This window comes from Brachymonas moutaii (nom. illeg.) (assembly GCF_049977365.1).
In the GTDB taxonomy this organism is placed as follows: Bacteria; Pseudomonadota; Gammaproteobacteria; order Burkholderiales; family Burkholderiaceae_C; genus Brachymonas.
In genome coordinates, this window is sequence record NZ_JBNGEN010000007.1 from 55,376 (window position 1) to 82,279 (window position 26,904).

General features: G+C 66.4%; 21 protein-coding genes and 4 pseudogenes. 11 read left to right on the forward strand and 14 right to left on the reverse strand.

All coding sequences use genetic code 11. The annotated features are described in order from the left end of the window. Window positions 1–2: 2 nt before the first annotated feature. Genes lptC through ACP2WS_RS08920 form a run of 3 tightly spaced genes read right to left on the reverse strand, consistent with a single transcriptional unit; the run spans window position 3 to window position 2,357 of the window. On the reverse strand, window positions 3–728 hold the full coding sequence (lptC, locus tag ACP2WS_RS08910; RefSeq protein ID WP_426460467.1) for an LPS export ABC transporter periplasmic protein LptC: 726 nt from the start codon (window positions 726–728) through the stop codon (window positions 3–5). Continuing rightward, window positions 725–1,333 (reverse strand): KdsC family phosphatase, encoded by a 609-nt coding sequence (locus tag ACP2WS_RS08915; protein ID WP_426460468.1) that lies wholly within the window; start codon window positions 1,331–1,333, stop codon window positions 725–727. Before ACP2WS_RS08915 ends, lptC begins: the two co-directional genes overlap by 4 nt. Before the next feature lies 1 nt (window position 1,334). Then, the gene (locus tag ACP2WS_RS08920) at window positions 1,335–2,357 is read right to left on the reverse strand and encodes a KpsF/GutQ family sugar-phosphate isomerase (RefSeq protein ID WP_374491767.1); all 1,023 of its coding nucleotides are present in this window, start codon (window positions 2,355–2,357) and stop codon (window positions 1,335–1,337) included. Window positions 2,358–2,840: 483 nt separating this feature from the next. Here ACP2WS_RS08920 and ACP2WS_RS08925 point away from each other — a divergent pair, with 483 nt between their 5' ends. From ACP2WS_RS08925 to ACP2WS_RS08935, 3 genes are all read left to right on the forward strand, one after another. Further along, window positions 2,841–4,109: a lytic murein transglycosylase gene (locus ACP2WS_RS08925; RefSeq protein ID WP_426460539.1), complete on the forward strand. Its 1,269-nt coding sequence runs from the start codon at window positions 2,841–2,843 to the stop codon at window positions 4,107–4,109. Window positions 4,110–4,519: 410 nt separating this feature from the next. Further along, on the forward strand, window positions 4,520–6,820 hold the full coding sequence (locus ACP2WS_RS08930; protein WP_426460540.1) for an NADP-dependent malic enzyme: 2,301 nt from the start codon (window positions 4,520–4,522) through the stop codon (window positions 6,818–6,820). Window positions 6,821–6,898: 78 nt separating this feature from the next. Beyond that, a complete protein-coding gene (locus ACP2WS_RS08935) occupies window positions 6,899–7,570 on the forward strand; it encodes a LysE family transporter (RefSeq protein WP_426460469.1) in 672 nt (223 codons plus the stop codon). 85 nt (window positions 7,571–7,655) lie between these two features. Here the strand turns inward: ACP2WS_RS08935 and ubiA are convergent, their stop codons facing one another. Together ubiA and ACP2WS_RS08945 are read right to left on the reverse strand one after the other, a co-directional pair. Continuing rightward, window positions 7,656–8,531, reverse strand: coding sequence for a 4-hydroxybenzoate octaprenyltransferase (gene ubiA / locus ACP2WS_RS08940; RefSeq protein WP_426460471.1), 876 nt, complete (start codon window positions 8,529–8,531; stop codon window positions 7,656–7,658). Window positions 8,532–8,588: 57 nt separating this feature from the next. Further along, window positions 8,589–9,587 (reverse strand): LysR substrate-binding domain-containing protein, encoded by a 999-nt coding sequence (locus ACP2WS_RS08945; RefSeq protein ID WP_426460472.1) that lies wholly within the window; start codon window positions 9,585–9,587, stop codon window positions 8,589–8,591. A gap of 293 nt (window positions 9,588–9,880) precedes the next feature. Here ACP2WS_RS08945 and ACP2WS_RS08950 point away from each other — a divergent pair, with 293 nt between their 5' ends. Continuing rightward, on the forward strand, window positions 9,881–11,605 hold the full coding sequence (locus tag ACP2WS_RS08950; protein WP_426460473.1) for a long-chain-fatty-acid--CoA ligase: 1,725 nt from the start codon (window positions 9,881–9,883) through the stop codon (window positions 11,603–11,605). A gap of 140 nt (window positions 11,606–11,745) precedes the next feature. Here ACP2WS_RS08950 and ACP2WS_RS08955 read toward each other — a convergent pair. The 4 genes and pseudogenes from ACP2WS_RS08955 to ACP2WS_RS08970 form a co-directional block, all read right to left on the reverse strand. Next, window positions 11,746–11,930 (reverse strand): annotated as a pseudogene (locus ACP2WS_RS08955) (IS481 family transposase); the annotation flags it as partial. A gap of 226 nt (window positions 11,931–12,156) precedes the next feature. After that, a complete protein-coding gene (locus tag ACP2WS_RS08960) occupies window positions 12,157–12,939 on the reverse strand; it encodes a peptidoglycan-binding domain-containing protein (protein WP_426460541.1) in 783 nt (260 codons plus the stop codon). Beyond that, window positions 12,928–13,545 (reverse strand): annotated as a pseudogene (locus ACP2WS_RS08965) (VgrG-related protein); the annotation flags it as partial. The gene ACP2WS_RS08960 and the pseudogene ACP2WS_RS08965, both read right to left, overlap by 12 nt. Continuing rightward, window positions 13,535–13,954: a lysozyme inhibitor LprI family protein gene (locus ACP2WS_RS08970; protein WP_426460474.1), complete on the reverse strand. Its 420-nt coding sequence runs from the start codon at window positions 13,952–13,954 to the stop codon at window positions 13,535–13,537. The pseudogene ACP2WS_RS08965 and the gene ACP2WS_RS08970, both read right to left, overlap by 11 nt. A gap of 299 nt (window positions 13,955–14,253) precedes the next feature. On the opposite strand from ACP2WS_RS08970, the pseudogene ACP2WS_RS08975 reads away from it, so the two are divergent. Beyond that, a pseudogene (locus ACP2WS_RS08975) lies at window positions 14,254–14,443 on the forward strand (IS481 family transposase); the annotation flags it as partial. A gap of 238 nt (window positions 14,444–14,681) precedes the next feature. On the opposite strand, the gene ACP2WS_RS08980 reads toward ACP2WS_RS08975, so the two are convergent. Further along, window positions 14,682–14,864: an HVO_A0114 family putative DNA-binding protein gene (locus ACP2WS_RS08980; protein ID WP_465248522.1), complete on the reverse strand. Its 183-nt coding sequence runs from the start codon at window positions 14,862–14,864 to the stop codon at window positions 14,682–14,684. 48 nt (window positions 14,865–14,912) lie between these two features. Here ACP2WS_RS08980 and ACP2WS_RS08985 point away from each other — a divergent pair, with 48 nt between their 5' ends. From ACP2WS_RS08985 to rpoN, 6 genes are all read left to right on the forward strand, one after another. Further along, window positions 14,913–15,260: a phage holin family protein gene (locus tag ACP2WS_RS08985; RefSeq protein ID WP_426460476.1), complete on the forward strand. Its 348-nt coding sequence runs from the start codon at window positions 14,913–14,915 to the stop codon at window positions 15,258–15,260. 399 nt (window positions 15,261–15,659) lie between these two features. Next, window positions 15,660–19,706 carry a trifunctional transcriptional regulator/proline dehydrogenase/L-glutamate gamma-semialdehyde dehydrogenase gene (putA, locus tag ACP2WS_RS08990; RefSeq protein WP_426460477.1) on the forward strand — a complete coding sequence of 1,349 codons (4,047 nt, stop codon included), beginning with the start codon at window positions 15,660–15,662 and terminating at the stop codon, window positions 19,704–19,706. Window positions 19,707–19,902: 196 nt separating this feature from the next. Further along, window positions 19,903–21,111 (forward strand): benzoate/H(+) symporter BenE family transporter, encoded by a 1,209-nt coding sequence (locus ACP2WS_RS08995; RefSeq protein WP_426460478.1) that lies wholly within the window; start codon window positions 19,903–19,905, stop codon window positions 21,109–21,111. A gap of 85 nt (window positions 21,112–21,196) precedes the next feature. Further along, window positions 21,197–21,880 (forward strand): lipopolysaccharide transport periplasmic protein LptA, encoded by a 684-nt coding sequence (gene lptA / locus ACP2WS_RS09000; protein ID WP_374491757.1) that lies wholly within the window; start codon window positions 21,197–21,199, stop codon window positions 21,878–21,880. Next, window positions 21,877–22,698, forward strand: a complete 822-nt coding sequence (gene lptB / locus ACP2WS_RS09005; RefSeq protein ID WP_374491756.1) for an LPS export ABC transporter ATP-binding protein — start codon at window positions 21,877–21,879, stop codon at window positions 22,696–22,698. Before lptA ends, lptB begins: the two co-directional genes overlap by 4 nt. A 57-nt stretch (window positions 22,699–22,755) precedes the next feature. Continuing rightward, on the forward strand, window positions 22,756–24,471 hold the full coding sequence (rpoN, locus tag ACP2WS_RS09010; RefSeq protein WP_374491755.1) for an RNA polymerase factor sigma-54: 1,716 nt from the start codon (window positions 22,756–22,758) through the stop codon (window positions 24,469–24,471). A gap of 200 nt (window positions 24,472–24,671) precedes the next feature. Here the strand turns inward: rpoN and ACP2WS_RS09015 are convergent, their stop codons facing one another. The 4 genes and pseudogenes from ACP2WS_RS09015 to ACP2WS_RS09030 all read right to left on the reverse strand — a co-directional run bounded on the left by ACP2WS_RS09015 (window position 24,672) and on the right by ACP2WS_RS09030 (window position 26,888). Continuing rightward, on the reverse strand, window positions 24,672–25,193 hold the full coding sequence (locus tag ACP2WS_RS09015; protein ID WP_426460480.1) for a hypothetical protein: 522 nt from the start codon (window positions 25,191–25,193) through the stop codon (window positions 24,672–24,674). 92 nt (window positions 25,194–25,285) lie between these two features. Then, window positions 25,286–25,531, reverse strand: coding sequence for a hypothetical protein (locus ACP2WS_RS09020; RefSeq protein WP_426460481.1), 246 nt, complete (start codon window positions 25,529–25,531; stop codon window positions 25,286–25,288). Between the two features lie 64 nt (window positions 25,532–25,595). Beyond that, window positions 25,596–26,037 (reverse strand): annotated as a pseudogene (locus ACP2WS_RS09025) (DDE-type integrase/transposase/recombinase); the annotation flags it as partial. A 20-nt stretch (window positions 26,038–26,057) separates the two neighbouring features. Continuing rightward, window positions 26,058–26,888 (reverse strand): GntR family transcriptional regulator, encoded by an 831-nt coding sequence (locus tag ACP2WS_RS09030; RefSeq protein WP_426460482.1) that lies wholly within the window; start codon window positions 26,886–26,888, stop codon window positions 26,058–26,060. Window positions 26,889–26,904: the final 16 nt, after the last annotated feature.

The following is a 26,904-nucleotide window of genomic DNA, read 5'->3' on the forward strand; positions in this document are numbered from 1 at the left end:
CGTCAGCGCGCGGCAGAGGCGGGCAGGATGGTGGCGTGCACGCGGCCACGTACCTCCAGCACCTTGCTTTCGCCGGTGTAGTCGAGTCCGGAGCCGGTCATCACGTCGGTGCCGCGCGTGATGCGCACGGGCTGGTCGGAGCTGATGCGCTCGCCGCGCCGGAGGATGTGCAGAAAATCGCCCGCAAAGCCCAGCGGCTCGGCTGGCCGGGAGGCCCCGGGGGCAGGCGGTGCGGTGCGCACCACGTGCACGTGGTCGAAGAGCCGCACGTCGTCGCCCTTGCGGTCGGAGATGGCGCGGTCGGCCGTGGAGCGGATGTCGGCGCCTCTGCTGTCCTGGCTGTAGCCCTGCACCGTGCGGGCGTGGATGGTGTCGTCGACCGGCAGATGCTCGCCGTACACGGCAGTGATGTCGTTGTGCAGGGCGCCCTGACCGTCATAGCTGCGGATGCGGAAGTCGCGCATGTAGTAGTCGGGCTCGCTTGCGGGAGGGGCGGCGCGGGGGCCTTCTTCCTTGGGCATGTTGTGCACCAGCCAGCCGGTGGCCAGTGCCAGGATGAGCAGCAGCCCCATGGGCAGAAAATCCGCCACCCGGCGCCGGGTGCGGTCGTACCACGTCTCGGGCGCGCTGCCGGCCACGGCCGGATGCAGGGCGCCCAGATCGAGCAAGGGTGCCCGTGCGGGCACCGGGGCCTGCGGAGGGGGAGAAGAGGGCGTGGCCGGATTCATGGGGCAAGGTCTCCGCCATCCCGATCGGCGCCGGGCGTGTGCAGGTAGGGGGCCAGGAGCGCGGCATAGCGCCCGGACGCCTGCAGCAGCAGGTCGCAGGCTTCGCGCAGGGCGCCTGCGCCGCCGCCGGCCTGGGTGACGTAGTGCACGCGGCCCCGCACTTCAGGGTGGGCGTGCGCCGGTGCCATGGCATAGGCTGCGCGGGTGAGCAGGGGCAGGTCGGGCCAGTCGTCGCCCATGGCGGCAGCCTGGTGCCAGCCGAGCCCCAGTTCGGAAAGGATACGCTCGGCCGCAGGCGCCTTGTCTTCGGTGCCGAAGACCGCATGCGTCACGCCCAGCGCCTGGAGCCGCACGCGCAGCGGCGCGCTGTCCCGGCCCGAGATCACCGCCGGCACGATGCCCGCGCGCTGCAGCAGCTTGAGCCCGTGGCCGTCGAGCGTGTGGAAGCGCTTGACCGTCTCGCCGGTCTCGGTATAGAGGAGGCCGCCGTCGGTGAAGACGCCGTCCACGTCCAGAAACACCACACGCACTTCCTGGGCGCCGATGAGCACTTCGGGCGGAAACTGCAGCAGGGGCCGGTCAGAGGAGGGAAGGAGGTCGGCCATGTCAGATCACCTTGGCCAGCATGAGGTCGTGGGTGTTGAGGGCACCGAGCAGCAGGCCGTCGGCATCGGTCACGGCCACGCTGTTGATGCGGTGCTCTTCCATGAGGCGGGCCGCATCGGCGGCCAGCGCGTCGGGTCGGATGGTCCAGGGATGCGGATGCATCAGCGTGGCGGCGGTCTGGCTGCGCAGGTCGGCCCCGCGTTCGAGCAGGCGGCGCAGATCGCCGTCGGTGAAGATGCCCACGGCCCGTCCGGCCTCGTCGACCACGACCGTGGCGCCCAGACCCTTGGCGCTCATCTCGCGCATGACGGTGCTGAAATCCGCTGCCAACGGCACGGCCGGTGCGGCATCGCCGGCGCGCATGACATCGGCCACCGTGGTGAGCAGCCGTCGGCCCAGCGCGCCGCCCGGGTGCGAGCGGGCAAAGTCTTCGGCCCTGAATCCGCGTGCATCCAGCAGGGCCACGGCCAGGGCATCGCCCAGTGCGAGCTGCACGGTGGTGCTGGCGGTGGGGGCGAGGTTGAGGGGGCAGGCTTCCTTCTCGACGCTGCTGTCGATCACGATGTCGGCATGGCGTGCGAGCGTGGAGTGCAGTCCGCCCGTCATGACCACCACCGGCACGCCGAGGCGCCGGAGCACGGGCATGATGCGGGTGAGCTCCTCGCTCTCGCCGCTGTTGCTGATGGCGAGCACCACATCCACTTCGCGCACCATGCCCAGGTCGCCATGGCTGGCCTCGGCCGGGTGCACGAACAGTGCCGGCGTGCCGGTGGAGGCGAGGGTGGCGGCGATCTTGCGGCCCACATGGCCGCTTTTGCCCATGCCCATCACCACCACCCGCCCACGGGCGGCGAGGATCAGGGACACCGCCTCCACGAGGGCGGCGCCTGCCGGGCCTTCGCGCAGGCGCCGGGCAGCGGCCTGCAGGGCAGAGGTTTCGATGTCGAGGGCGCTGACGGCCAGCTGCAGCACATGGGCCGCATCCGGCTGCGCGGGCCGTGCAGAGGGGGGAACGGTGCTCATCGGGGCATTGTAGCGGCGCCGTCCCGTGCGGCGGAGGCGGCTGGGCATGGCCCGGATCCCGTATGGGCAAGGAAGCACCGCCGCACGGCGTGACAGAATGAAGACTTCCTGAAAAGCGTGCAGCGCCCTTGTCCTTGCCATGGCACTGGGCGTCCCATGCGCCGGTGTGCCGATGCGGCGGCAGATGGGGCCGGGGCCCACGGGTTCCCAGCTGACGGCCCTGCTCTGCCCTTGCATGCCCCTCTTTGCCCTTCTCTCCACCTTCTGTTTCGAGGAACGTCCATGCCCCTGTCGTCTGCGATCTCGCCCTGTTTCTCTGGTCGGCAGTTTCGGCCGGCATTGTCTGCGTCCCACGCTGGCCCGCGCATGCGTTCTGGCCGGTGGGCCGTGCGGCCCGCTGTGACGGCCTGTGTGCTGGCGCTGAGCTCTCTGGCAGGCTGGGCCCAGGAGGCGCCCGAGCCGGACGCCCCTGAACCCGATTCCATGCAGTCACAGAAGCCGGCGCAGTCGGAGGCTCCCGGGAGCGACTTCGCGCAGTGCCTCGACGGACTGCGCCAGACAGGCGGCTTTGCCCGCATCGACGAGGCCACCTGGCAGCGCTACGTGGTACCCCTGCAGCCTGACATGAGCGTGCTGCCGCTCCTGAACCGGCAGCCCGAATTCTCGCTTCGCCCCTGGGACTATCTGGCCCAGCTCGTCGATGCCGAGCGCGTGGCCGATGGCCGGGCCGCCTATCGCCGCTGGCAGGATGTGCTCCAGCGCATCGGGGCCGAGTACGGCGTGGACCCGGCCATGGTGGTCGGGGTGTGGGGCATCGAGAGCAACTTCGGGCAGAACGTCGGAGGGCGGCCACTGGTGCAGTCGCTGGCCACCCTGTCGTGCTACGGGCGGCGGCAGACGTACTTCCGCACCGAGTTCGCCAACGCCCTGCGCATCCTGCAGGAAGGCGACATTCCCGCCTCGCAGCTCAACGGCTCCTGGGCCGGTGCCTTCGGGCAGACGCAGTTCATGCCTAGCACCTTCCTGCGCACGGCGGTCGACTTTGACGGGGATGGCCGGCGCGACATCGTGGGCAGCGTGCCCGACGCCCTGGCTTCCACCGCGCGGTTTCTGCAGCAGGCGGGCTGGCGCACGGGCGAGCCCTGGGGCTACGAGGTGCAGCTGCCACCCGGCTTCGACGCCAGCGGCGCCGGGCGCCGCAACCGGCAGGATGTGGGCCTGTGGGCTGCGCAGGGCGTGACGCTCCCGGGCGGCGCGCCCCTGCCGGCGGTGCCCGACCGTGCCGGCCTGATGCTGCCGGCCGGCCCGCAGGGCCCTGCCTTTCTGGTGGGGCGCAACTTCGACACCCTGTATCGCTACAACGCCAGCGAGAACTACGCACTCGCCATTGCCCATCTGTCGGACCTCATCGCCGGGCGCGATCGCTCCGTGGCCTTCCGCACTGCCTGGCCCACGGACGATCCCGGCCTGAGCCGCGCCGACAATCGCGAGCTGCAGCGCCTGCTGCTCGCGCGCGGCCATGCCGTGGGCGTGGCCGATGGCCTGATCGGTGCCCGCACGCGGGACGCCATCCGTGCCGAGCAGGCCCGCCTGGGCATGCCGGTCACCGGCAGGGCCGGGCAGCGTCTGCTCGCGGCGCTGCGCGGCGGCGGCGCACGTCCGGTGCAGGACATGTCGCCTGCAGTCCCGGCAGCCGTGCGGCCGGCGCGGCCCGTACCCAGAGCGGCAGGGCTGGGGCAGACGGACTTCTGAGCCACGGATCGCTGCACCGCGCGATGTTGCGCTACGTCATGCACTGTCGCTGAAGTGCACCGTCCCGGTGCCAGGTGCTGTTCCGATTCCCTCTTTGTGTGCGAAAATGCAAGGTTCCACCGTCGAGGGCCTACCGGCCCTTGACGCGCATTCAGGTGGGGGTGCGCCTTTCGACGGCTCCCGGGCAGCGAACCGCCCGGGGTGCTGCACAAACACCCCGAGAGCCACACTGCCCGCTGCCCGCGCGGCCAATTCCGATGCCCGGGGTGGGGGAGGTGGTTTTTGTTTCTGCAGGGAACGCCCATGGCCGGGGGAATGACCGGCCTCCGGCAGCCACAGGCCGGCGCGTTCCGCAGCAACGCAGCAGCATGACCTCCTTGAAGGACCACAACGTGACGACCGATAGCTCCATGTCTTCCGCCGCTCCCGGCTCGGATCTGCGCGAAGCCGCGCTGGAATACCACCGCAGCCCGGTGCGCGGAAAGATTTCCGTCAATGCCACCAAGCCCCTGTCCAACCAGCGCGACCTGAGTCTGGCCTATTCGCCGGGCGTGGCGTATCCCTGCCTCGACATCCAGGCCGATCCGGCCTGTGCGGCCGAGTACACCGCGCGCGGCAATCTGGTCGGCGTGGTCACCAACGGCACGGCCGTGCTGGGGCTGGGCGACATCGGCCCGCTGGCCGGCAAGCCGGTCATGGAAGGCAAGGGCTGCCTGTTCAAGAAATTCGCCGGCATCGACGTGTTCGACATCGAGCTCGCCGAGCGCGACCCCGACAAGCTCGTGGACATCATCGCCGCCCTCGAACCCACGCTCGGCGGCGTGAACCTGGAAGACATCAAGGCCCCCGAGTGCTTCTACATCGAGAAGCGCCTGCGCGAACGCATGCAGATTCCCGTGTTCCACGACGACCAGCATGGCACCGCCATCATCTCCAGCGCTGCGCTGCTCAACGGGCTCGAACTCGTGGGCAAGGACATCGGCAAGGTCAAGGTGGCCGTCTCCGGCGCCGGCGCTGCCGCCCTGGCCTGCCTGGACCTGATGGTCGAGCTCGGCGTGCGGCGCGACAACGTGTACGTGTGCGACTCCAAGGGCCTCATCTATGACGGCCGCCCGGCAGGCTTCGACGAGTCCAAGGCGCGCTATGCGCAGCCCGACACCGGCGAGCGCACCCTGGCGGACGTGGTCGAGAACGCCGACGTGTTCCTCGGCTGCTCCACGTCCAACGTGCTCACGGCCGACATGGTCAAGACCATGGCGCCCACCCCCATCATCCTGGCGCTGGCCAACCCCGACCCGGAAATCCGTCCCGAAGTCGCCCGTGCCGCGCGTCCGGACTGCATCATCGCCACCGGCCGCTCGGACTATCCGAACCAGGTCAACAACGTCCTGTGCTTCCCATACATCTTCCGTGGCGCGCTCGACTGCGGCGCCACGCGCATCACCGAGGCCATGAAGCTCGCCTGCGTGCGCGAGATCGCGGCCCTGGCCAAGATGGAGATCAGCGACGAGGTCGCGTCGGCCTATGTCGGGCAGGAGCTGCGCTTCGGCCCCGAATACATCATTCCCAAGCCGTTCGACAGCCGCCTCATCCTGCGCATCGCGCCGGCCGTGGCGCTGGCGGCGCAGGAATCCGGCGTGGCCACCCGCCCCATCGCGGACATGCACGCCTACCGCGAAAGCCTCAAGATGTTCGTGAACCACACGAGCATGTTCATGCGCCCCGTCTTCAACATGGCGCGTGCCGTGGATTCGGGCCGCAAGCGCGTGATCTACGCCGAGGGTGAGGACGAGCGCGTGCTGCGCGCCGTGCGTCAGGCCGTGGATGAAGGCATTGCCGAGCCGATCCTCATTGGCCGTCCCGACATCATCGAGGAACGCATCCGCCGCCTGGGCCTCAATCTGCACCTCGGGCCGGACGTGGGCGTGATCGACCCCGAGAACGATCCCCGCTTCCGCACCTACTGGGAAACCTACCACACGCTCATGGGACGGGACGGCGTCACCCCCGACGCGGCCAAGATGGCCGTGCGCCGCAGCAATACCGTCATCGGTGGTCTGGCCGTGCGTCTGGGCGATGCCGATGCCATGATCTGCGGTCTGGTGGGCAGCTACGACCGCCACCTCGACACCCTGCGCAACATCATTGGCACGCAGCCCGGCGAGAAGTTCGCGGCGCTCAACGCCGTCATCCTCGAAAACCAGACGCTGTTCATTGCCGACACCTTCGTCAACGAGGATCCCAGCGCCGAGGAGCTCGCGCACATTGCGCTGCTGTCGGCCGTGGAGGTGCAGCGCTTCGGCATCACGCCGCGCGTGGCTTTCCTGTCGCACTCCAACTTCGGCACCAGCCGCCGCGCCAGCGCCCGCAAGATGCGCGAGGCCGAGGAAATCTTCCGCCGGCTCGCCCCGCACATCGAAAGCGAAGGCGAGATGCAGGGCGACAACGCCATGGACGCCGGGCTGCGCCGCCACATGCTGCCCTCCAACCGCATGAATGGCTCGGCCAACGTCCTGATCTGCCCGAACCTGGATGCCGCCAACATCCTGTTCAACATGCTCAAGATCACGGGCGGCAACGGCCTCACCATCGGCCCGGTCCTCATGGGGGCCGCCGCCAGCGTGCACATCCTCACGCCCAGCGCCACCATGCGCCGCGTGCTCAACCAGACCGCGCTGGCCGTGGCTGCCGCAGAGGCACGCCGCAAGTAAGGCGCTGCAGCGGCCCGGTGCGTGGGTGCCGGGCCCTGCCGCTCCGAGCTGGCTGCGCCGCTCGCATTCCCTGCCGCCATGGATCTGCATCTCTGGGTTGCCTACCTCGCGGCAGCCGTGCTCATCGCCCTGTCGCCGGGTTCCGGTGCGGTGCTCTCGATCACGCACGGCAGCCAGCACGGGGTGCGTGGTGCCAGTGCCGCCATCGCGGGGCTCGAAGGCGGGCTCCTGGCCATTCTGCTGGTCGCAGGGCTGGGGGTGGGGTCGCTGCTGGTGGCTTCCGAACGGGCCTTCTGGGCCGTCAAGGTGGCCGGGGCCTGCTATCTCTTCTACCTCGGGGTGCAGCAGTGGCGCAGCACGGGCAGCCTGCTGCCCGGCACCATCTCATCCACCGCCCCTGACGCGCAGGGCGGCCCGGCAGGCGGTGAGGCGCGTCCCTCGTGGGGCAGCCGCTTTCTGACGGGATTCCTCACCAACGTCACCAATCCCAAGGGCATCGTGTTCATGGTGGCAGTGCTGCCGCAGTTCATCGATCCCGCGCGTCCGCTTGCGCTGCAGCTCCTGATTCTTTCCGTCACCACGCTGTCCGTCGATGTGGTGGTGATGCACGGCTATGCCCTCTTTGGCCGCGCGCTGCGCCAGCTGCTGCAGTCCCCGCGCGCGGCACGCTGGCAGCGGCGCATCTTCGGCGGCTTTTTCATGGCGCTGGGCACGGGGCTGCTGTTCGTGCAGCGCCACCGGCAGGGCTAAGCGGCAGCCATTCGGGCGATGACCGCAGCAGGAGTCGTCGGGCTCAGTGAGCCTGCGCTGGGCGAGCAGGCTGCGGCAGCAGAGCTCAGGCCAGCAGCAGGGCTGCCACGAACACGGTCAGCCCGATCCAGTGGTTTTCGCGGAAGGCCACGAAGCAACTGTCGCGCTGCCGGCGGTGGATCAGGTGCCAGTGCCAGCCCACCTGCGCCACCACAGCCGCCAGAGTGAGGGACCAGACGGCGAGCTTCCAGCCCGGCGCCCCATGTCCCAGCCCTGCATGCAGCCAGAAGATTGCCCACCATACCCCGGTATGCACGGCATAGAAGGCCATGATGCCGGCCACGTCGAAGCGGCCCAGCGTGATGGCCGAGGTCTTCATGCCGATGCGCAGGTCGTCGTCGCGGTCCACCATGGCGTACTCGGTGTCGTAGGCGAGTGTCCAGCACAGGTTGGCAATCAGCATCCATACCACCACGCCCGGCACGCTGTCCTGCACGGCGGCGTAGGCCATGGGCATGCCCATGCTGAAGGCCACGCCCAGCACGGCCTGCGGCATGGCAAAGAAGCGCTTGGTGAAGGGGTAGACGATGGTCACCAGAAGCGCCGGCACCGACCAGGCGATGGTGAGGGGATTGGTGGTGAGCACCAGCGCGAACGACACCAGCGCCAGCACGGCGCCCACGCCCAGTGCCTCGGGCACGCCCATGCGCCCGCTGGTGAGCGGGCGGTGCACGGTGCGCTTGACGTGCCGGTCGAAGTGGCGGTCGGCCACGTCGTTGATGCAGCAGCCCGCGCTGCGCATCAGGATGGTGCCGAGCGTGAAGACGGTCACCAGATGCCAGCCGGGCCAGCCTCGCGCGGCCAGCCACATGGCCGCCAGCGTCGGCCACAGCAGCAGCAGCCAGCCGGCAGGGCGGTTCCAGCGGATCAGGTCCAGGTACAGATGTAGTTTGTCTCGCATGGCTCGCCATTGTAGGCGCCGCACTCCACCGGGCGGAGACACACGAGGCGGCAGACCTCAGGCGTTGAGCCGCTCCACGCCGGGCAGGGCGCAGGCATGCACCGCATTGCGCAGGGCGGCAATGGCCTCGTAGCGGGTGAAGCTGCGGCGCCACACCAGCACCACGCGGCGCGAGGGCGCCTCCCCGCTGAACGGGATGTAGTGCACAAAGGGTGCGTCGCTGTGAGGGCTCGCAGGGGTGGTGCGCACCGGCTGCATGTCGGTGGCATCCCCCGCCTCGTGGGCCAGCAGCACGGCTGGCGGCACGCTCAGGGCCGGCACCAGGGTCACACCCATGCCTGCCGCCACCATGTGCTTGATGGTTTCGAGCGACGAGCCTTCGAAGCTCTTGCGGATGCCCTCGGCATGGCTCGAATAGCGCGCGAACTCGGGGCAGACTTCCAGCACATGGTCGCGGAAGCAGTGGCCGGTGCCGAGCAGCAGCATGTGCTCGCGGCGCAGGTCCTCGGTGTCGATCCGGGCGCGCGCGGCCAGCGGGTGGTCTGCCGGCACTGCGGCCCAGAAGGGCTCGTTGTACAGCGCCGCCGAGGCCATGCCCGAGTCGGGAAAGGGCTCGGCCATGATGGCGCAGTCGATCTCGCCCGCCCGCAGCATCTCCAGCAGCCGGGTGGTGAAGTTCTCCTGCAGCATCAGCGGCATCTGCGGGGTGAGCGCCATGTTCTGGCGCACCAGGTCCGGCAGCAGGTAGGGGCCGATGGTGTAGATGATGCCGAGCCGCAGCGGCCCGGCGAGCGGGTCCTTGCCTCGCTTGGCGATGTCGCGGATGACGCCCGCCTGTTCGAGCACCACCTGCGCCTGCTGCACCAGCTCCTCGCCGATGGGGGTGAGCGTGATCTCGCTCGCGTTGCGCTCGAAGATTTTCACATCCAGCTCGTCTTCGAGCTTGCGCACCGCGACCGACAGGGTCGGCTGTGCCACGAAGCAGGTCTCCGCCGCACGTCCGAAATGCCTTTCACGGGCCACGGCCACGATGTACTTGAGTTCGGTCAGAGTCATGGGCGCGATGGTAGCAGCCCCCCGCAGCGCAGGGCGACCCGGTACCGAAATGCGACGCACTCCATCTCCCATGTACCATCCCTGCTTGGGGAAACTCCCGTGCCCCGGCAGGCCACAGTCGTGGAGCAGGGCCATTCCCCCGGGGTAAGATGAATCCCATATAAAACGAACGACTGTGCGAATTTCGCCCGCCTCCCGTCACCACCCGCCTGCGCGACCTGGGGGTGCCGCGCAGGGCAGGACGCAGCGCCCATGCCCTGCAGATTCCGGGCACCACAAGGAAGACAAGTCCCATGAGTGAGTTCACCGACAGCCGCCCCTGGCTCAAGCAGTATCCCGACGGGGTGCCGTCCGACATCGACACCGGCCGCTACCGCTCGCTGGTCGACCTGCTGGAAGACAGCTTCCTCAAGCACGCCGACAAGCCGGCCTACAGCATGATGGGGCAGGAGCTCAAGTACCACCGGCTGGAGACCTACAGCCGCAAGCTCGCCACCTACCTGCAGAAGCTCGGCCTGCAGCGCGGCGACCGCGTGGCGGTGATGATGCCCAACATCCTGCAGTACCCGATCGCGGTCATGGCCATCCTGCGGGCCGGCTTCGTGCTCGTCAACGTCAATCCGCTCTACACCGCACGCGAGCTCGAGCACCAGCTCCACGATTCCGGTGCCCGCGCCATCTTCATCATCGAAAACTTTGCACACACCCTGGAGCAGTGCGTGGCACGCACCCACATCGAGCACGTGGTGCTCGCCTCCATGGGCGACCTCATGGGCACGCTCAAGGGCGGGCTCATCAACTACGTGGTGCGCCACGTCAAGAAAATGGTGCCCGCCTACGAGCTGCCCGGTGCCGTGCGCTTCAATGCGGCGCTGCGCCGCCACTCCCAGACCGAATACCAGCCGGTCACACTCGAACCCGACGACGTGGCCGCGCTCCAGTACACCGGCGGCACCACCGGCGTGGCCAAGGGCGCCGTGCTCCTGCACCGCAACCTCGTGGCCAACGTGCTGCAGTGCGAAGCCTGGTACATGCCGGCGCTCGCGCACCGGCCGCCGCACCACCAGATCGCCTTTGTCTGCGCGCTGCCGCTCTATCACATCTTTGCCTTCACGGTGAACATGATGCTGTGCTCGGTGCTGGGGGGCAAGAACATCCTGCTGCCCAACCCGCGCGACCTGCACGCGGTCATCAAGGAGCTGCGCGGGCATGTGTTCCACGCCTTCCCCGGCGTCAACACCCTGTTCAACGGGCTCGCACACCACCCCGAATTCGACCGCGTCGACTGGCGCCACCTGCGCATCACGGTGGGCGGCGGCATGGCCGTGCAGGGCGCCGTGGCCCGGCTGTGGCTGGAGAAGACCGGCTGCCCCATCGTGGAGGGCTACGGCCTCTCCGAAACCAGCCCGGTGGTGAGCTGCAACCCGGTCACCAACGACAAGTACACCGGCACCATCGGCGTGCCCGTGCCCGGCACCTGGGTCATGCTGGTCGACGACGAGGGATTCGAGGTCGAACGCCTCGGCGACCGGGGCGAAATCGCCGTCAAGGGGCCGCAGGTCATGGCCGGCTACTGGCAGCGCCCTGACGAAACCGCCCGCGCCATGACCCCCGAGGGCTACTTCCGCACCGGCGACATCGGCATCATGGACGCCAGCGGCTACATCACCATCGTGGACCGCAAGAAGGACATGATCCTCGTGAGCGGCTTCAACGTGTACCCCAACGAAGTCGAGGACGTGGTGGCTGCCGTGCCGGGCGTGCTCGAATGCGCGGCCATCGGCATCCCCGATGAGCGCACCGGCGAAGCCGTCAAGCTCTACGTGGTGCGCCAGCCAGGCAGTCAGGTTTCCGAGCAGGAAATCCGCGACCACTGCAAGGAAGACCTCACCGGCTACAAGCGCCCCCGCAGCATCGAGTTCCGCACCTCCCTGCCCAAGTCCCCCATCGGCAAGATCCTGCGCCGCGAACTGCGCGATGAGTACCTGGCTGTCGCCTCTGCAGCGGCAGGTGCCTAGCTGTCGCATCCCGGCCGATCATATGGCCGCTTGTGAAACAGATGCGGATGCGTCTGTTACCGGACTTTCATCGCCTGCATCGGCGTTTTGCTCTTGAGCGCTGACTGGGGCAACTGGTGGTTGTACAAAGCCACATAGTGCAGCAAGGTCTGCAGATGATGGGCAGCGTGCGAGCGATCCCCAAAGACGGAGCGCTTCTTTCACTTGTACGCCGTCTGTATCGGTGATGCCAAAGCGCTGGGCCAGGACACTGGCTGTCTCGGTGCTGGCCGCGATCTCGGCACGCACGGCGGGCGTTCTTGTTCTTGTGCAGGGCCATCAACATGGCTTCACTCCCCGGGTGGATGGCAAGGACTCTATCAGCTCTTGCAGGACATTTCTGGCCATGAACAGCGGATAGCGTTTGGGATCAATGCAATCATCCGGGATGCGACACTTATGCGTACATTACCCGTTTGGGCAGTGTCGCGCTTCGGATTGGAGACCACCCCTTGATCCATGGTTTCATGAGGTTCACTGTTTTTTATTATTCTGTTTTGGCAGCTTGGTAATTACATGGTGATCGTAGGACCACCTTGGCTGCGGCTTTGTACCTGAGCCTGGGCGACCTGTACGTTCTGCATTTTGGCCAGACTGTCCTGTATGGGGGTCTGCACCGCTTGGTCTGCATTAATTAGGGTAAAACTGGTATACGGGTTGCGTTCAGCCTTGACTGGATCATTGGCAAAGAACATGGTTTTACCGTTCTTGTCATAGCTCTCCAGGTCGGTAAGAGTGGCGACATTTATGCCTGTTCTCTGGCACTCGAGCATTGTGGCAGCCGCAATGCGGGAGCGATCTGTTTCGGAGTAGCTCACCAGGGTAGGCTCGTTTTGTACCCGCTCATGAAAGGCAATGATGGCCGGATTTTGATTCTGTTTCAGCAAATCGATCTCCGATTGGGGGCGATCAGCGGGATTGTGGGGCATGGGGGCATAGGCAGGTTGTGGCTTGGCTTGTACTTGCTCGTCAATGGCTTTTATGGTGCCAGGCCCCACGCGCCCGTCCTCCTTCATGTTGTGGTTATGCTGAAAGCGTTTAACTGCCTCTGTGGTCTCGTGATTGAAATGACCATCAACCTTCAACGATTGATCCTTCGCGTCATGTACCTCTAGCTCGTTAAGCTTGTTTTGTAGCGCCTTAACGTCTTCCCCATATTGACCTTGGTGCAGGGGGCGTATATGGGCAACACGTTCTGCAGGGGCCCAGTCTGGTCTCTGACCGTTATGTTCAACCGTATATTCTGCTGAAGCAAGCCTTAATAGATCTGTTTTTTCTTCGTGTGCACGATGCAATGTGCCGGCGCGAACTTTGGCGGACGAGCTTTGAAACAGGCTATCGTTGTGCGCGACTTTATAGTCTTGCAGCGCTTCAATAACGTCTTTGTCGCTGAGATTTTCTAGCTTGTAATCTTTTCCGAATTTTGATTTTAGTCCATCGGAAAATAAATTCGGTGTTTTCCCTCGGAACTGAACTGAAGTGCTCCAGATGGCATCTTGCACTGCTTTTCAGCGATCCGAAAGATCAAGGCCGGCTGCTTTGAGGGCTTCGACCTGCGGATCAAAGTGTGTGCGCGCAATGAATTCGTGCTGTTCTTGTTTGAAGCCAACGGGATCTTTTTTTGCAATCGATTCCCACTTTGCGTTGAAATTCGAAGAGCCTGAAACTAGATGTTCAAAATCTTTGGCATGACTTGATTGACGCACATAGGACATCACAGTGGATTTGGATAGCTGGTATGAGCCATAGGACATACCCCCGTGGTCGCCAATGCCAGATGAAATAGTGCCCGGTCCTCTGCTGCCACTTTCATAATGTTCCGAGGTTTGACCTTGGTGCCATGCATCAAGCTTGGCTTGCGCAGCGCTCAGTTGTTTTTGGAGTTGCAGTTCATCTGCCATTGTGTTTTCCTTTTGCTTCCAAGTAGTTTGCTTGCCTTGCGGTTTCTTCGAGATAGCAACTCTGGCTGTTTAATGTCGCTGACGTTCCTCCATCGACGTCAGGTGCACAGCGGGTATCGCGGCCAGTGAGCCACTTAATTTCGTTCGCACGCAACTTGACCTGTTCTGCTTTGCTCGATGCACGCATTAATTTCTTATACGCCCTGTTTAAACGCTTGTCCTGATAATCACTTTCAGCAGCAATGCAGTTGAGCATATTCAAGGTCACCCCGCTGGACGCGTCTATACATTTGTCAAAAGACGGACGCATTTTGGGTTCATCAGCAGGTGCCGCATGGGCACTTGAAGCAAAAATTAAATAACTAAAAATGCTCACAGATGCTGCTATTGCAAGGCGACGTTTTGGCATGGTAGGGAGATACATGGAATAGAAGGCAGACGGTGGAGACGGTCGCACTACGCCTCTCCTTGGCAGGCGCCGCGGCCAAGGCTGCATCATACACTTGAAAGCTAAAAAGTAGGTACTTTAAACTAATTAAAACCCATGCTTACGAACGTATGTGCGTAAATAGGTTTATCCACAGGTGCTATGGATAAGTGTCGCATCCCGGATGATTGCATTGATCCCAAACGTTATCCGCTGTTCATGGTCAGAACTGTCCTGCAAGAGCGGATAGAGTCCTTGCCATCCACCCGGGGAGTGAAGCCATGTTGATGGCCCTACACAAGAACGCCCGCACCACGCCCGCCGTGCGTGCCGAGATCGCGGCCAGCACCGAGACAGCCAGTGTCCTGGCCCAGCGCTTTGGCATCACCGATACAGACGGCGTACAAGTGAAAGAAGCGCTCCGTCTTTGGGGATCGCTCGCACGCTGCCCATCATCTGCAGACCTTGCTGCACTATGTGGCTTTGTACAACCACCAGTTGCCCCAGTCAGCGCTCAAGAGCAAAACGCCGATGCAGGCGATGAAAGTCTGGTAACAGACGCATCCGCATCTGTTTCACAAGCGGCCATATGATCGGCCGGGATGCGACAGGTAAGAAAATCGGAAACAAGCTTCTCTTGCTTTCATCGCGTTCCGAGCAATGATGCGCTTTGACTGGCGGAAATCACGAGACGCTGCTGGCTGCAACGTCAGGCCGCAGCAATCGACGCGTTGATCGAGATTGTGGTGGCAACAGGCATCACGATCTTCTTGCGCCCGTGCACCTCATTCTTGACCAAGCCCCATTGGCTCAGCTTGGCAACGTCGCACGACACGGCGCTCTGGTCACGGTGTGCTGCAGTCGCCAAATTCGCGATGGATCGCCACCGCATCACCCACGATGCTATGCTGCCCGCAGAACCACTCTTTTCCAAAAAGTCATGATCAAGCTTGCTGTCAAATGGTTGCTGTATGCGGCTGCTCTTATGTTTGTGGCCAAGGTCATCGGGGGGATCGAGGTGCGCAGCCTGGGGTCTGCGCTGGTGGCGGCGGCGGTGATTGGGTTGCTCAACATGCTGGTGCGTCCGGTGCTGGTGCTTTTGACGCTGCCGGTGACGGTGCTCACGCTTGGGCTGTTTCTGCTGGTGATCAACGCGCTGGTGTTCTGGATGGCGGGCAGCATTCTGGCGGGCTTTGCGGTGGCGGGGTTTGGCGCGGCGCTGCTGGGGGCGCTGGTGTATTCGCTGCTCGGGGTGCTGATTGATGCCGTGGTGGAGACGGCGCTGTGAGGTGATCGACCCCCTTCATGAGTCCCGACCATGCACAGGGTGCATGGGCCGACGGGCTGCATGAAATGACGTGTGTGCTACAGGCAGCCGGCGGCAGCGTCGGCTGCCTTTTTCGTGCATGAGGGGGCGGCATGCCGCTGATGCGGCGGCGCCACATTGGGGGGCACGGCTGTGGTGCACGGGCAGGTGGAGGGTGCCCGGGCGTGCGGGTTTTGCCTGTTCGTGGTGCGGAAAGGCGGTGCGGCATGGTGCGTCATGCACCAAGGTGCAACCCGCGCAAAATCAAGGTTGCACCTTGGATTTTTTGCCGGCATGATGGCTGCGTGCCGCTTCGCAGTGGGGGGAGTGGCGTTCCTTTGCAGTCACTTTCTGCTTTCTGTGTAGCCACGGATTTCCATCATGACCAGCACCACCCTTGGGATCAAAGTCGATGACGCCCTGCGTCAGCGCATCAGGACTGCCGCCAGCCAGATCGAGCGCACGCCGCACTGGCTCATCAAGCAGGCGATTTTCAATTTTCTCGATTCGCTCGACCGGGGTGTTGTGCCGCCGATGCCGGGGGCTCCGCTGCCGGAAGGGCAGGGCGCCGAGGAGTCCGGGCTGTCGGCGGGCGGTGCCGGTGGGGTGGAGGTGCAACCCTTTCTGGAGTTTGCGCAGTCGGTGTCGCCCCAGACTCCGCTGCGCGCGGCCATTACTTCGGCTTGGCGCGTGCCGGAGCCCGAGTGCGTGCCGCAGCTGCTGGCGCAGGCCGAGGTGCACGATGAGGCACAGCGCGCGTCCATTCGCCAGATGGCGGCCAGTCTGGTGGAGGCGCTGCGTGCCAAGCGCTGCGGCGGCGGGGTGGAGGGGCTGATTCAGGAGTTTTCGCTCTCCAGCCAGGAGGGCGTGGCGCTGATGTGCCTGGCCGAGGCGCTGCTGCGGATTCCGGACCGGGCCACGCGCGATGCGCTGATCCGGGACAAGATCGGCAAGGGCGACTGGAAGGCGCATCTGGGCGGGGGCAAGTCGCTGTTCGTGAATGCGGCGACCTGGGGCCTGCTCATCACCGGCAAGCTCACCAGCACCAGCAGCGAGGCCACGCTGAGCAAGGCGCTGACCCGCCTGCTGGCCACGGGTGGCGAGCCGCTGGTGCGCAAGGGCGTGGACATGGCGATGCGGCTCATGGGCGAGCAGTTCGTGACGGGGGAGACCATCGGCGAGGCGCTGGCCAACAGCCGCAAGTTCGAGGCCAAGGGCTTCCGCTACAGCTACGACATGCTGGGCGAGGCGGCCGCGACCATGGAAGATGCCGATGCCTATGTGCGGCTCTATGAGCAGGCGATTCAGGCGATCGGGCAGGCGAGCAATGGCCGGGGCATCTACGAGGGGCCGGGCATCTCGATCAAGCTCTCGGCGCTGCATCCGCGCTACAGCCGTGCGCAGCAGGAGCTGGTGATGACCGAGCTGCTGCCCCGGCTCAAGGGGCTGCTGGTGCTGGCGCGCCAGTACGACATCGGGGTGAACATCGACGCCGAGGAGACCGATCGGCTGGAGCTGTCGCTCGACATTCTGGAGGCGCTGTGCTTTGCGCCCGAGCTGGCGGGCTGGAACGGCATCGGCTTTGTGGTGCAGGCCTACCAGAAACGCTGCCCGCATGTGATTGCCTGGCTCATCGATCTGGCACGCCGCAGCCGCCACCGCCTGATGGTGCGGCTGGTCAAGGGGGCGTACTGGGACAGCGAGGTCAAGCGCGCGCAGATCGACGGGATGGAGGGCTACCCGGTCTATACGCGCAAGGTGCACAGCGATGTGTCCTATCTGGCCTGCGCGCGCAAGCTGCTGTCGGCGCCGGATGCGATCTATCCGCAGTTCGCCACGCACAACGCGCAGACGGCGGCGAGCATCTACCACTTCGCAGGCAACAACTACTACCGCGGGCAGTTCGAGTTCCAGTGCCTGCACGGCATGGGCGAGCCGCTGTACGAGGAGATCACGGCCGGCAAGTACCAGCGTCCCTGCCGGGTGTATGCGCCGGTGGGCTCGCACGAGACGCTGCTGGCCTATCTGGTGCGGCGCCTGCTGGAAAACGGGGCCAACACGTCGTTCGTGAACCGCATCGGCGATCCGGCGGTGCCGGTCGAGTCGCTCACCGTCGATCCCGTGGAGGAGACCCGGGCCGTGGCCGAGCGGGAGGGGGTGCCGCTGGGCACGCCGCACCCGCGCATTCCGCTGCCGCGCGCCCTGTTCGGTGATGAACGCCTGCTGGCGCAGGGCCTGGATCTGGCCAACGAGCAGCGTCTGGCTTCGCTCACGGCCGGGCTGCTGCACAGCGTGGTGCAGGTGTGGCAGGCCGCTCCGCTCATTGGCGATGGGCGTGCCGAAACGGTCTGGCCGGCCGAGCGCCTGCAGCCGGTGTGCAATCCGGCTGACCACCGCGACGTGGTGGGGCAGGTGGTGGAGGCCGACGCGGCCGACATCGACGCCGCCCTGGCCGCCGCCGCAGCGACCGAGCCGATCTGGCAGGCCACGGCACCCGCCGAGCGGGCCCAGTGCCTGTGCCGCGCGGCGGATCTGCTCGAATCACGCATGCAGCAGCTCATGGGGCTGATCGTGCGGGAGGCGGGCAAGTCGCTGCCCAATGCGGTGTCCGAGGTGCGTGAGGCGGTGGACTTCTTGCGCTACTACGCGGCGCAGGTGCGCGAAGGCTTTGCCAACGACACCCACCGCCCCCTGGGCACGGTGCTGTGCATCAGCCCCTGGAATTTTCCGCTGGCCATCTTCACGGGGCAGGTGGCGGCCGCGCTTGCGGCAGGCAATGCCGTGCTGGCCAAGCCGGCCGAGCAGACGCCGCTCATTGCCGCCGCCGCCGTGCGCATCCTGCGCGAGGCCGGGGTGCCAGCCGGGGCCATCCAGCTGCTGCCGGGACGGGGCGAGACGGTGGGCGCCGCACTGGTGGCCGATGCCCGCGTGCAGGGCGTGCTGTTCACCGGCTCGACCGAGGTGGCCCGCATCCTGCAGGCGACGCTCGCACAGCGGGTCAACCGGCATGGCCGGCCCGTGGCGCTGATTGCCGAAACAGGCGGGCAGAACGCCATGGTGGTGGATTCCTCCGCGCTGGCCGAGCAGGTGGTGGCCGACGTGCTCGCCTCCGCCTTCGATTCGGCCGGACAGCGGTGCTCGGCGCTGCGCGTGCTGTGCCTGCAGGAAGAAGCCGCCGACCGCATCCAGCACATGCTCGAAGGGGCCATGCAGACCCTGCGGGTCGATCGGCCCGACCACCTGCACACCGATGTCGGCCCCGTCATCGACGCCCCGGCCCGCGAAGTCATCGAGGCGCACATTGCCCGGCTGCGCGAAGAAGGCTGCCGCGTGCTTCAGACTCCCGTGTCCGAAGGGGCAGGGCAGGGCCATTTCGTGCCGCCCACGCTCATCGAGATCGGCAGCCTCGGCCAGCTCCGCCGCGAGGTCTTCGGCCCCGTGCTGCATGTGCTGCGCTACCGGCGCGAGGAGCTGCCTGCACTCATCGACGCCATCAATGCCACCGGCTACGGGCTCACTTTCGGGGTGCATACCCGCATCGACGAAACCGTGGCGCAGGTCACGCAGGCCGTGCATGCAGGCAACCTGTACGTGAACCGCAACGTGATCGGCGCCGTGGTGGGGGTGCAGCCCTTCGGGGGCGAGGGACTGTCGGGCACCGGGCCCAAGGCAGGCGGCCCGCTGTATCTCTCGCGCCTGCTGGCGCAGCGCCCGCTGGGACAGAACCTGTTGGCAGGCCTGACGCCGGCCGAGGCTTCCACAGCCATTGCCCCGGCCCGGGAGGCCCATGGCCTCACCCCCGAGGAACAGGCCGCCCTCTCGCCGCTGCGCCAGGCGCGCGCGGTGTGGGATGCCTGGCAGGGCTGGTTCGGGCTGCACGGCATTCATGCGCAGGACCCCGAGCATCTGGCCCACATGACGGCCACGCCGCTCCTCGCCGCGCCCTGGCGCCTGCCTGGGCCGACAGGGGAAAGCAACCGCTACCAGCTCCACCCGCGCGGCACCGTGTGGTGCATGCCGGCCACGCTGGCCGGGGCGCAGATGCAGCTCATGGCCGCGCTGGCTGCGGGCAACCGGGTGCTGTGGCAGGTGCGTGACGAGGCCCTCGCCTCCGAGCTGTGCGCCTGGCAGGCCGGTCTGCCGGTCGAGGTGCAGGAGGCTGCCGTGGTGGCCGGACCGCAGGCCAGCCTCGGCACGCACGCGGAGCCGGTGGCCGCCGTGCTCTTCGAGGGCGATGCCGACGTGCTCCTGCAGGTGCAGCAGGAGGTGGCCGGACGCGCCGGGGCACTGGTGCCGGTGTACGGGCTGTCCTCGGGCGAGGTGGCAGACGGAGCCTCGTGGGACCCCGTGCGCCTCGTCGCCGAGACCAGCCTGAGCATCAACACCGCCGCCGCAGGGGGCAACGCCAGCCTCATGACCATCGGCTGAGCCACTGGCCCTGGACGCCAGCCCGGCTCGCCGCCCCGGGCTGGCGTCTGGTCCCCTGCCGCAGGGGAGCTGGCACTGCACCTCCGGCACTCCCCCGGCCCGGCGCCGCTGCGCAGAACACCGGGCGTGCGGGGTGCCTGAGCGATGTCGACTTTCCTGCCACAATCGGGACTTTGCTTTTTGCAGGACGTCCGTCATGCACTGGACCCAACGTCTGTCGCCACTGCAGTTCGTGCGCGACTTCTCCCTGACGGCGTTTGTCGCAGGTTTCGTGGCCACCCTGGTGGGTTTCACCAGTTCGGTGGCCATCATCTTCCGGGCGGCGCAGGGCTTTGGCGCCACTCCCGCCGAAATCACCTCCTGGATCTGGGCCGTCTGCCTCGGGTGTGCCGTCTGCAGCATCCTGCCCTCGCTGTGGCTGCGCAAGCCGGTCATGATCGCCTGGTCCACCCCGGGGGCCGTGGTGCTCGCCACGGCGGCCGCCTCGGGGCAGTTCACCATGCCGGAAGCGGTGGGGGCCTTCATGGTCAGCTCCGCGCTCATCACCGTCTGCGGGTTCACGGGCTGGTTCGAGCGGGTCATGAACCGCATTCCCCTGTCGGTGGCGGCGGCCCTGCTCGCCGGGGTGCTGGCGCGGTTTTCCATGCAGGCATTCGCGGCAGCGGGGTCGGCCCCGGTGCTCGTCATCGGCATGCTGCTGGCCTACCTGCTCGGCAAGCGCCTGAGCCCGCGCTATGCGGTGGTGTGGACGCTGGCCGTCGGGGTGATGCTCGTCGCGCTCGGCGGGCACCTCTCGCTGCACGACCTGCATGCCGACTGGGCGCATCCGGTCTTCACGGCGCCGGTCTTTTCCATGGCAGCCATCACCAGCCTGGCGCTGCCGCTGTTCGTCGTCACCATGGCATCGCAGAACCTGCCGGGTGTGGCAGCCTTTCGTGCCGCCGGGTACGAGCTGCCCACGTCCGTGCTCGTCACCGTCACCGGCATGGTGGGGCTTGCCCTGGCGCCGCTGGGGTGCTATGCCATCAATTTCAGCGCCATCACCGCCTCCATCTGCATGGGCGATGAAGCCCATCCCGACCCCGATCGCCGCTACGTCGCCGCCGTGGTGTGGGGGCTGTGGATGCTGCTCATCGGCCTCTTCGGCACCGTGGTCACGGGCCTGCTCATGGCCTTTCCGCACGAGTTCATTGCCGCCATTGCAGGGCTTGCGCTGCTCTCGACCATTGCCAGCAGTCTCGTGACTGCGCTCGACGTGGCGCGCCACCGCGATGTGGCCGTCATCACCTTTCTCGTCACCCTCAGCGGGGTGGAGGTGGCTGGCGTGGGTTCGGCCTTCTGGGGCGTGGTGGCCGGGGTGGTGGCGCTCCTGGTGCAGGACTACATGCCCCGCCGACGCATCTGAACGGCTCTTCGGCCCGAGCCGCGCGGGAGGCATCCGGCATCGCTACAATGGACCATACGTCCAACGAGCAAGAATCGTGCCGAACATGAAACCGTTGTCCTCCGCCTTGCCGGCCCTCGCGCTGGCTGTCGCCTGCCTGGGTCTGGTGCAGACCGCCCACGCCGAGCTGGCCGACCGCGCCAAGCCCCTCAACATCGAGGCCGACGCCATGCGCTACGACGATGCGCACAAGATCACCACCTTCACCGGGCGGGTCGTGGCCACCAAGGGCACCATCGTGCTGCGTGCCGACAAGGTCGAGGTGCGCCAGGATCCGCAGGGCAACCAGTTCATGTACGCCGAAGGCAGCGCGGGCCACCAGGCCTTCATGCGCCAGAAGCGCGAGGGACTCAACGAGTACATCGAGGGCGAGGCCAACCGCATCGAGCGGGACGACAGAACCCAGATCGCGCGCCTCACCGGCAACGCCCGCATGCGCCGCCTCGTGGGCACCCAGCTCGCCGACGAAGTCCGTGGCGACACCATCGTCTACAACGACCTCACCGAGGTCTACAACGTGGCCGGCGGCCCCTCCACTGGCGCCGGGGGCGCTGCCGCAGGGGCCGTGCCGGCCGGCCGGGTGCGCGCCGTCATCAACCCCGTGGGGCAGAGCGGCGGCAAATCCGCGCTGCCCATGCCCGCCACCCGGGCCGCCAGCAAGGGGGCGCGCGCCGCGTCGGCTCCCGTCACCACCCTGCGCTCCAGCGCCACCATCGGAGGCCGCCCATGAGCGATGCCGCTCCCGTATCTGCTCCGGCCGCCGACCTCCGCTGCGAGGGCGGCAGCCAGGGCCGTCCGCCTGCCGACGGCAGCGAACTGTGCGTGCGCCACCTCCAGAAGGCCTACGGCCGCCGCCGCGTCGTCAAGGACGTGTCCCTGAGCGTGCGCAAGGGCGAAGTCGTGGGCCTGCTCGGGCCCAACGGAGCCGGCAAGACCACCTCCTTCTACATGATCGTCGGCCTCATCCGGGCCGACGGCGGCGCCATCTCCATCGACGGCCAGCCCGTCGAGGACCTGCCCATCCACCGCCGCTCACGCATGGGCCTGAGCTACCTGCCGCAGGAAGCCTCCATCTTCCGCAAGCTCAACGTCGAGGACAACATCCGCGCCGTGCTGGAGCTCCAGGTCGATGCCCACGGCAAGCCGCTCGACCGCGCCACCATCGACACCCAGCTCGATGCCCTGCTCGCCGACCTGCACATCACCCACCTGCGCGACACCCCCGCGCTCGCACTCTCCGGGGGCGAGCGCCGCCGGGTCGAAATCGCCCGTGCCCTTGCCAGCCAGCCGCGCTTCATCCTGCTCGACGAGCCCTTCGCCGGCATCGACCCCATCGCCGTCATCGAAATCCAGAAGATCATCGCCTTCCTCAAGGCGCGCGGCATCGGCGTGCTCATCACCGACCACAACGTGCGCGAAACCCTGGGCATCTGCGACCACGCCTACATCATCAGCGAAGGGGCCGTGCTCGCCTCGGGCACGCCCGAGCAGATCGTCTCCAACGCCGAAGTGCGCCGTGTCTACCTCGGCGAACACTTCCGCATGTGAGCGGACTCCGTCCATGAGCCGCTTCCCGCTGTACCTTCCGAAGCCGCCCTCCGTGCCATGAAAGCAGGACTGCAGCTGCGCACCGCGCAGAACCTCTCCCTCACGCCGCAACTCCAGCAGTCCATCCGCCTGCTGCAGATCTCCACGCTCGACATGCAGCAGGAGATCGACCAGATGCTGGCCGACAACCCCTTCCTGGAGCAGGACACCAGCGCCGAGGACGCGGCAGCCTCCGAGTCGGAGCCCGACGCTGCTGGCCACGCATCCGGCGATGTCGATGCCACCACCGGCCCCAGCGCAGAGGCAGGCAGTGACGACGGCATGGGCGCCACAGCCGAAGGCGGCTACGACGACCCCGAAGGCGCCGACGCCCCCGACACCAGCGAAGTCCTCTCCAGCGACGCCCCCGACCACACCGACCTCGCCAACGCCCAGACCGACGACTGGAGCGCCGGCTCCACCCGCGACGACAGCCCCGCCACCTCGGGCGACGACGAAGTCCTCTCCAGCAGCAGCGACGGCGACGACGACTGGGACAGTCTGCGCGTGAGCAGCGCCGGCAGCAGCCATGACGACGACGAGGACGAGCCCTCCGCCATCGAGCGCGCCGGCTGCCACGAAAGCCTGCAGGACTGCCTGCACCGACAGGCCCTGGCCCTGCGCCTCGACACCAGCGAACAGGCCGCGCTGTACTTCCTCATCGAATCCCTCGACGACGACGGCTACCTCGAAGACACCCTCGGCGAACTCGCCCAGAGCCTGCAGGAGCGCAACCCCACCGGCGACCCCGAACGCGACGCCGAGGAGCACGCCGAACTCCTCCACCACCTCACCATGGCCCTGCGCCTGCTTCAGTCGCTCGACCCCGTCGGCGTCGGCGCGCGCGACCTGGCCGAATGCCTGCAGCTCCAGCTGCGTGCCCTCGACATCCCCGACGCCGACACCCCCCGCCTGCTCGCGCGCGAAGTCGCCCTCGACGTCTGCCGCCAGCCGCTCGACTACCTCGCCCGGCGCGACGTGCGCGGCCTCGGCAAGCTGCTGCCCTATTCGGCCGCGCACCTGCGCAGCGCCATGCAGCTCATCGCCACCCTCGAACCCAAGCCCGGCCGCGCCTTTGCCCAGACCGAGCGCAACATCGTCATCCCCGACGTGCTCGTGCGCGCCAACCAGGGCCGCGACGCCGCCAGCCGCCCCTGGAGCGTGCAGCTCAACCCCGCCGTCATGCCCCGCGTGCGCGTGCAGGAGATGTACGCCAGCGCCCTGCGCCACCACAAGGGCGAAGGCATCCAGGCCCTGCAGCAGCGCCTGCAGGAAGCCCGCTGGATGGTCAAGAGCATCCAGCAGCGCTTCGACACCATCCTGCGCGTGAGCACCGCCATCGTCGAGCGCCAGCACCGCTTCTTCGAGCAGGGCGTGCTGGCCATGGAACCCCTCGTCCTGCGCGAAATCGCCGACGAACTCGGCCTGCACGAATCCACCGTCAGCCGCGTCACCAGCGCCAAATACATGAGCACCCCCTGGGGCACCTTCGAGCTCAAGTACTTTTTCGCCTCGGGCCTCGCCAGCGAAGACGGCAGCACCACCAGCAGCACCGCCGTGCGCGCCATGATCGGGAAACTCATCGCCGACGAACCCCCCGCCAAGCCCCTCAGCGACAACCGCCTCTGCGAACTCCTCCAGGAACGCGGCGTCCAGTGCGCCCGCCGCACCGTAGCCAAATACCGCGAAGCCCTGCGCATCCCCCCAGCCCATCTGCGCAAGGTGCTGGGGTAGGGGAACGTTTCAAGCAACTCCGCCAACTGGCAACTCGCTACGACAAATTCGCCACACGCTTCAATGCCTTTCTGCAACTCGCATGCGCATTCATCTGGCTAATGTGAACACGCCCTAGTCGCCCGCCGCTGGCACGGCGATGGAGATGGCGACGTGCGCGGCTACGTGTCGAACACGCGCCAGACCTCGCATGCTGCGCTTCACCTTGGGCTCGCCTTGTCAAGATAGTTGACCAGGCTTTGCGACATGACAAGGGCGTGGGCCATCAGCGCATTTACCAGATTCTCGTGCCTGTTGATGTCCATGGAGAGCCCGCCAGCTTGGAAGATTGGCTGTTCGACCAAAACGATCACGCCGGCCACGTCGCCGCCACCGACATAGCTGGCGATCTGGGCCCTGGCCGCGGGCTCCCGGGCCTTATCGCCCGCCAAATTGGCCCACTTGAGAACGTCCTCGATCATCGTTTCTGAATTGTCAGTCTTTCCGTTCTTGTGAACGATGACGTGCCGAAACTTCTCAGCCATGCGGGTGTGAAGCCGGAGATTGATGCTGATCTGGTTTTCGACTTCAACCTTCGCGAGCTCAGGTAGCTTTTTCCGAAGCATGTCGATGATCAGAGGCACTTTCTTTTTGAGCTCGGACGGGGGCATCACCGCGTCAGCATCCTTGCTCAGGCGAAAGTGCGTGTGGTCCCCTCTGACGAGCTCATAGAGTGACACCACGAAGTCCTCAAACAGCTCGTAGGCCTCGACGAGCAGCCATTGGTACTGCTTGTTCTTGTGAAGGTAGACGAGCCTGACCGTCTCTTTAGGCGTCAGCCTTGCGTGCGAGTAGGGGGGAAGATGTGTCCCGTGTATGGATTCTGAAAAAAGAACAGTTCGTGGCTGCTGCCAAGCAACTTGCGAGCCTCCGAGGCTAGGCCAGCCAAGTCTCGGTCGCGAGCCTGCAAGCTCGCGATCATCTGCTTCGCAACGTTCGCGGAGAGTCGCTGATAGTGCTGGATGACGGCGACTTCGTTAAAGAACTTCTCAAGTCGGCTGTTATAGGGTTGAAGGTTCATCGACGTTGCATTCATTGTCAGGAGGTGAAGCGCCCCGGGTTTCGCAGAGGCCAGTTGGTTTAAGTCAGACGGTCGCGGTCTGACCAGCGCGTTGTTGATGGTAGTTTGCCTCGAACTCTGCGGGCGGGACATTACCAAGTGGCCCCATCAACCGATGGTGGTTGAACCAGAGACCCATTCCAGCGTGGCCAGCTCGACGGCCTGCTTGGTCTTCCATGGGCCACGGCGGTGGATCACCTCGGCCTTGTACAGACCGTTGATGGTCTCGGCCAGGGCGTTGTCATAGGAGTCCCCCCTTGCTGCCCACCGAGGGGCGTATGTCGGCCTCGTCCAGACGTTCTGGTGTAGCGGATAGAAACGTATGGACTGCCCCTATCGGAGTGGTGCGTCAAGGCATGCGCTGCGGGCTGGCGGTCGTACAGGGCCTGCTCCAGGGCGTCGAGCACAAAGTCTGCCTGCATGCTGCGGCTGACCCGCCAGCCCACGATGCGCCGGGCGTACAAGTTTGGTGGTGGCAAGCCAGCTTTTACCCCCGCTCCTGCCCCAGCACGGATTCGAGGCGGCGGGCGGCGGTTTCTCGGCGGGCTACGGTGCGCAGGGTCTGGTGCAGGGTTTCGCGCACGTAGTCGATGTGGGTTTCGGCGGCGGCGCGGGCTGCGGCGGGCTGGCGGTCGCGGATGGCGTGGTAGATGGCGGCGTGCTGTTCGCGGATGCGGCTGCGGGCGGCGGGGACGCGTTCGAGTTCGTCGAGGTTGAGCCGGATGTGGTCGTGCAGCAGGCGCAGCAGGGCGCCGAAGAGGTGGCCGATGAGCACGTTGTGCGCGGCGTCTCCCACGGCCTGGTGGAAGGCGATGTCGGCATCGGCACGGGGGGTGTCGCCGGCGGTGGGGGATTCGGCCGCAGACGAGGTGGCCGATGGCGCAGGGGCAGCGTCGTCGGTGCTGTCGTTGGCTGCATCGAGGGTGTGGAAGGCCTGTTCCAGGCGCTGCAGGTCGGCCTCGGTGGCGCGCTGGGCGGCGAGTTCGGCGGCCTGGCCTTCGAGCATGCGGCGGAATTCGAGCAGGTCTTCGCGCAGCTGGGGGTGCTTGCCCATCATGGCCTGCCAGGGGTCGAAGAAGCTGGCTTCGAGGGCGCCGGTGATGTAGGTGCCGCCGCCCTGACGGCTGCGCACCATGCCCTTGGAGGCGAGTTTCTGGATGGCTTCGCGCAGGCTGGGGCGGGAGACGCCCAGTTCGACGGCGAGTTCGCGTTCGGGCGGCAGGCGATCCCCGGGGCGCAGGGAGCCTTCGAGGATGCGCTGCTCCAGCGTGGAGGCGATGGCGTCGGAAATGCGGGGGATCTGCAGCTTGCTGGACATTGGTAAGACCAAATTG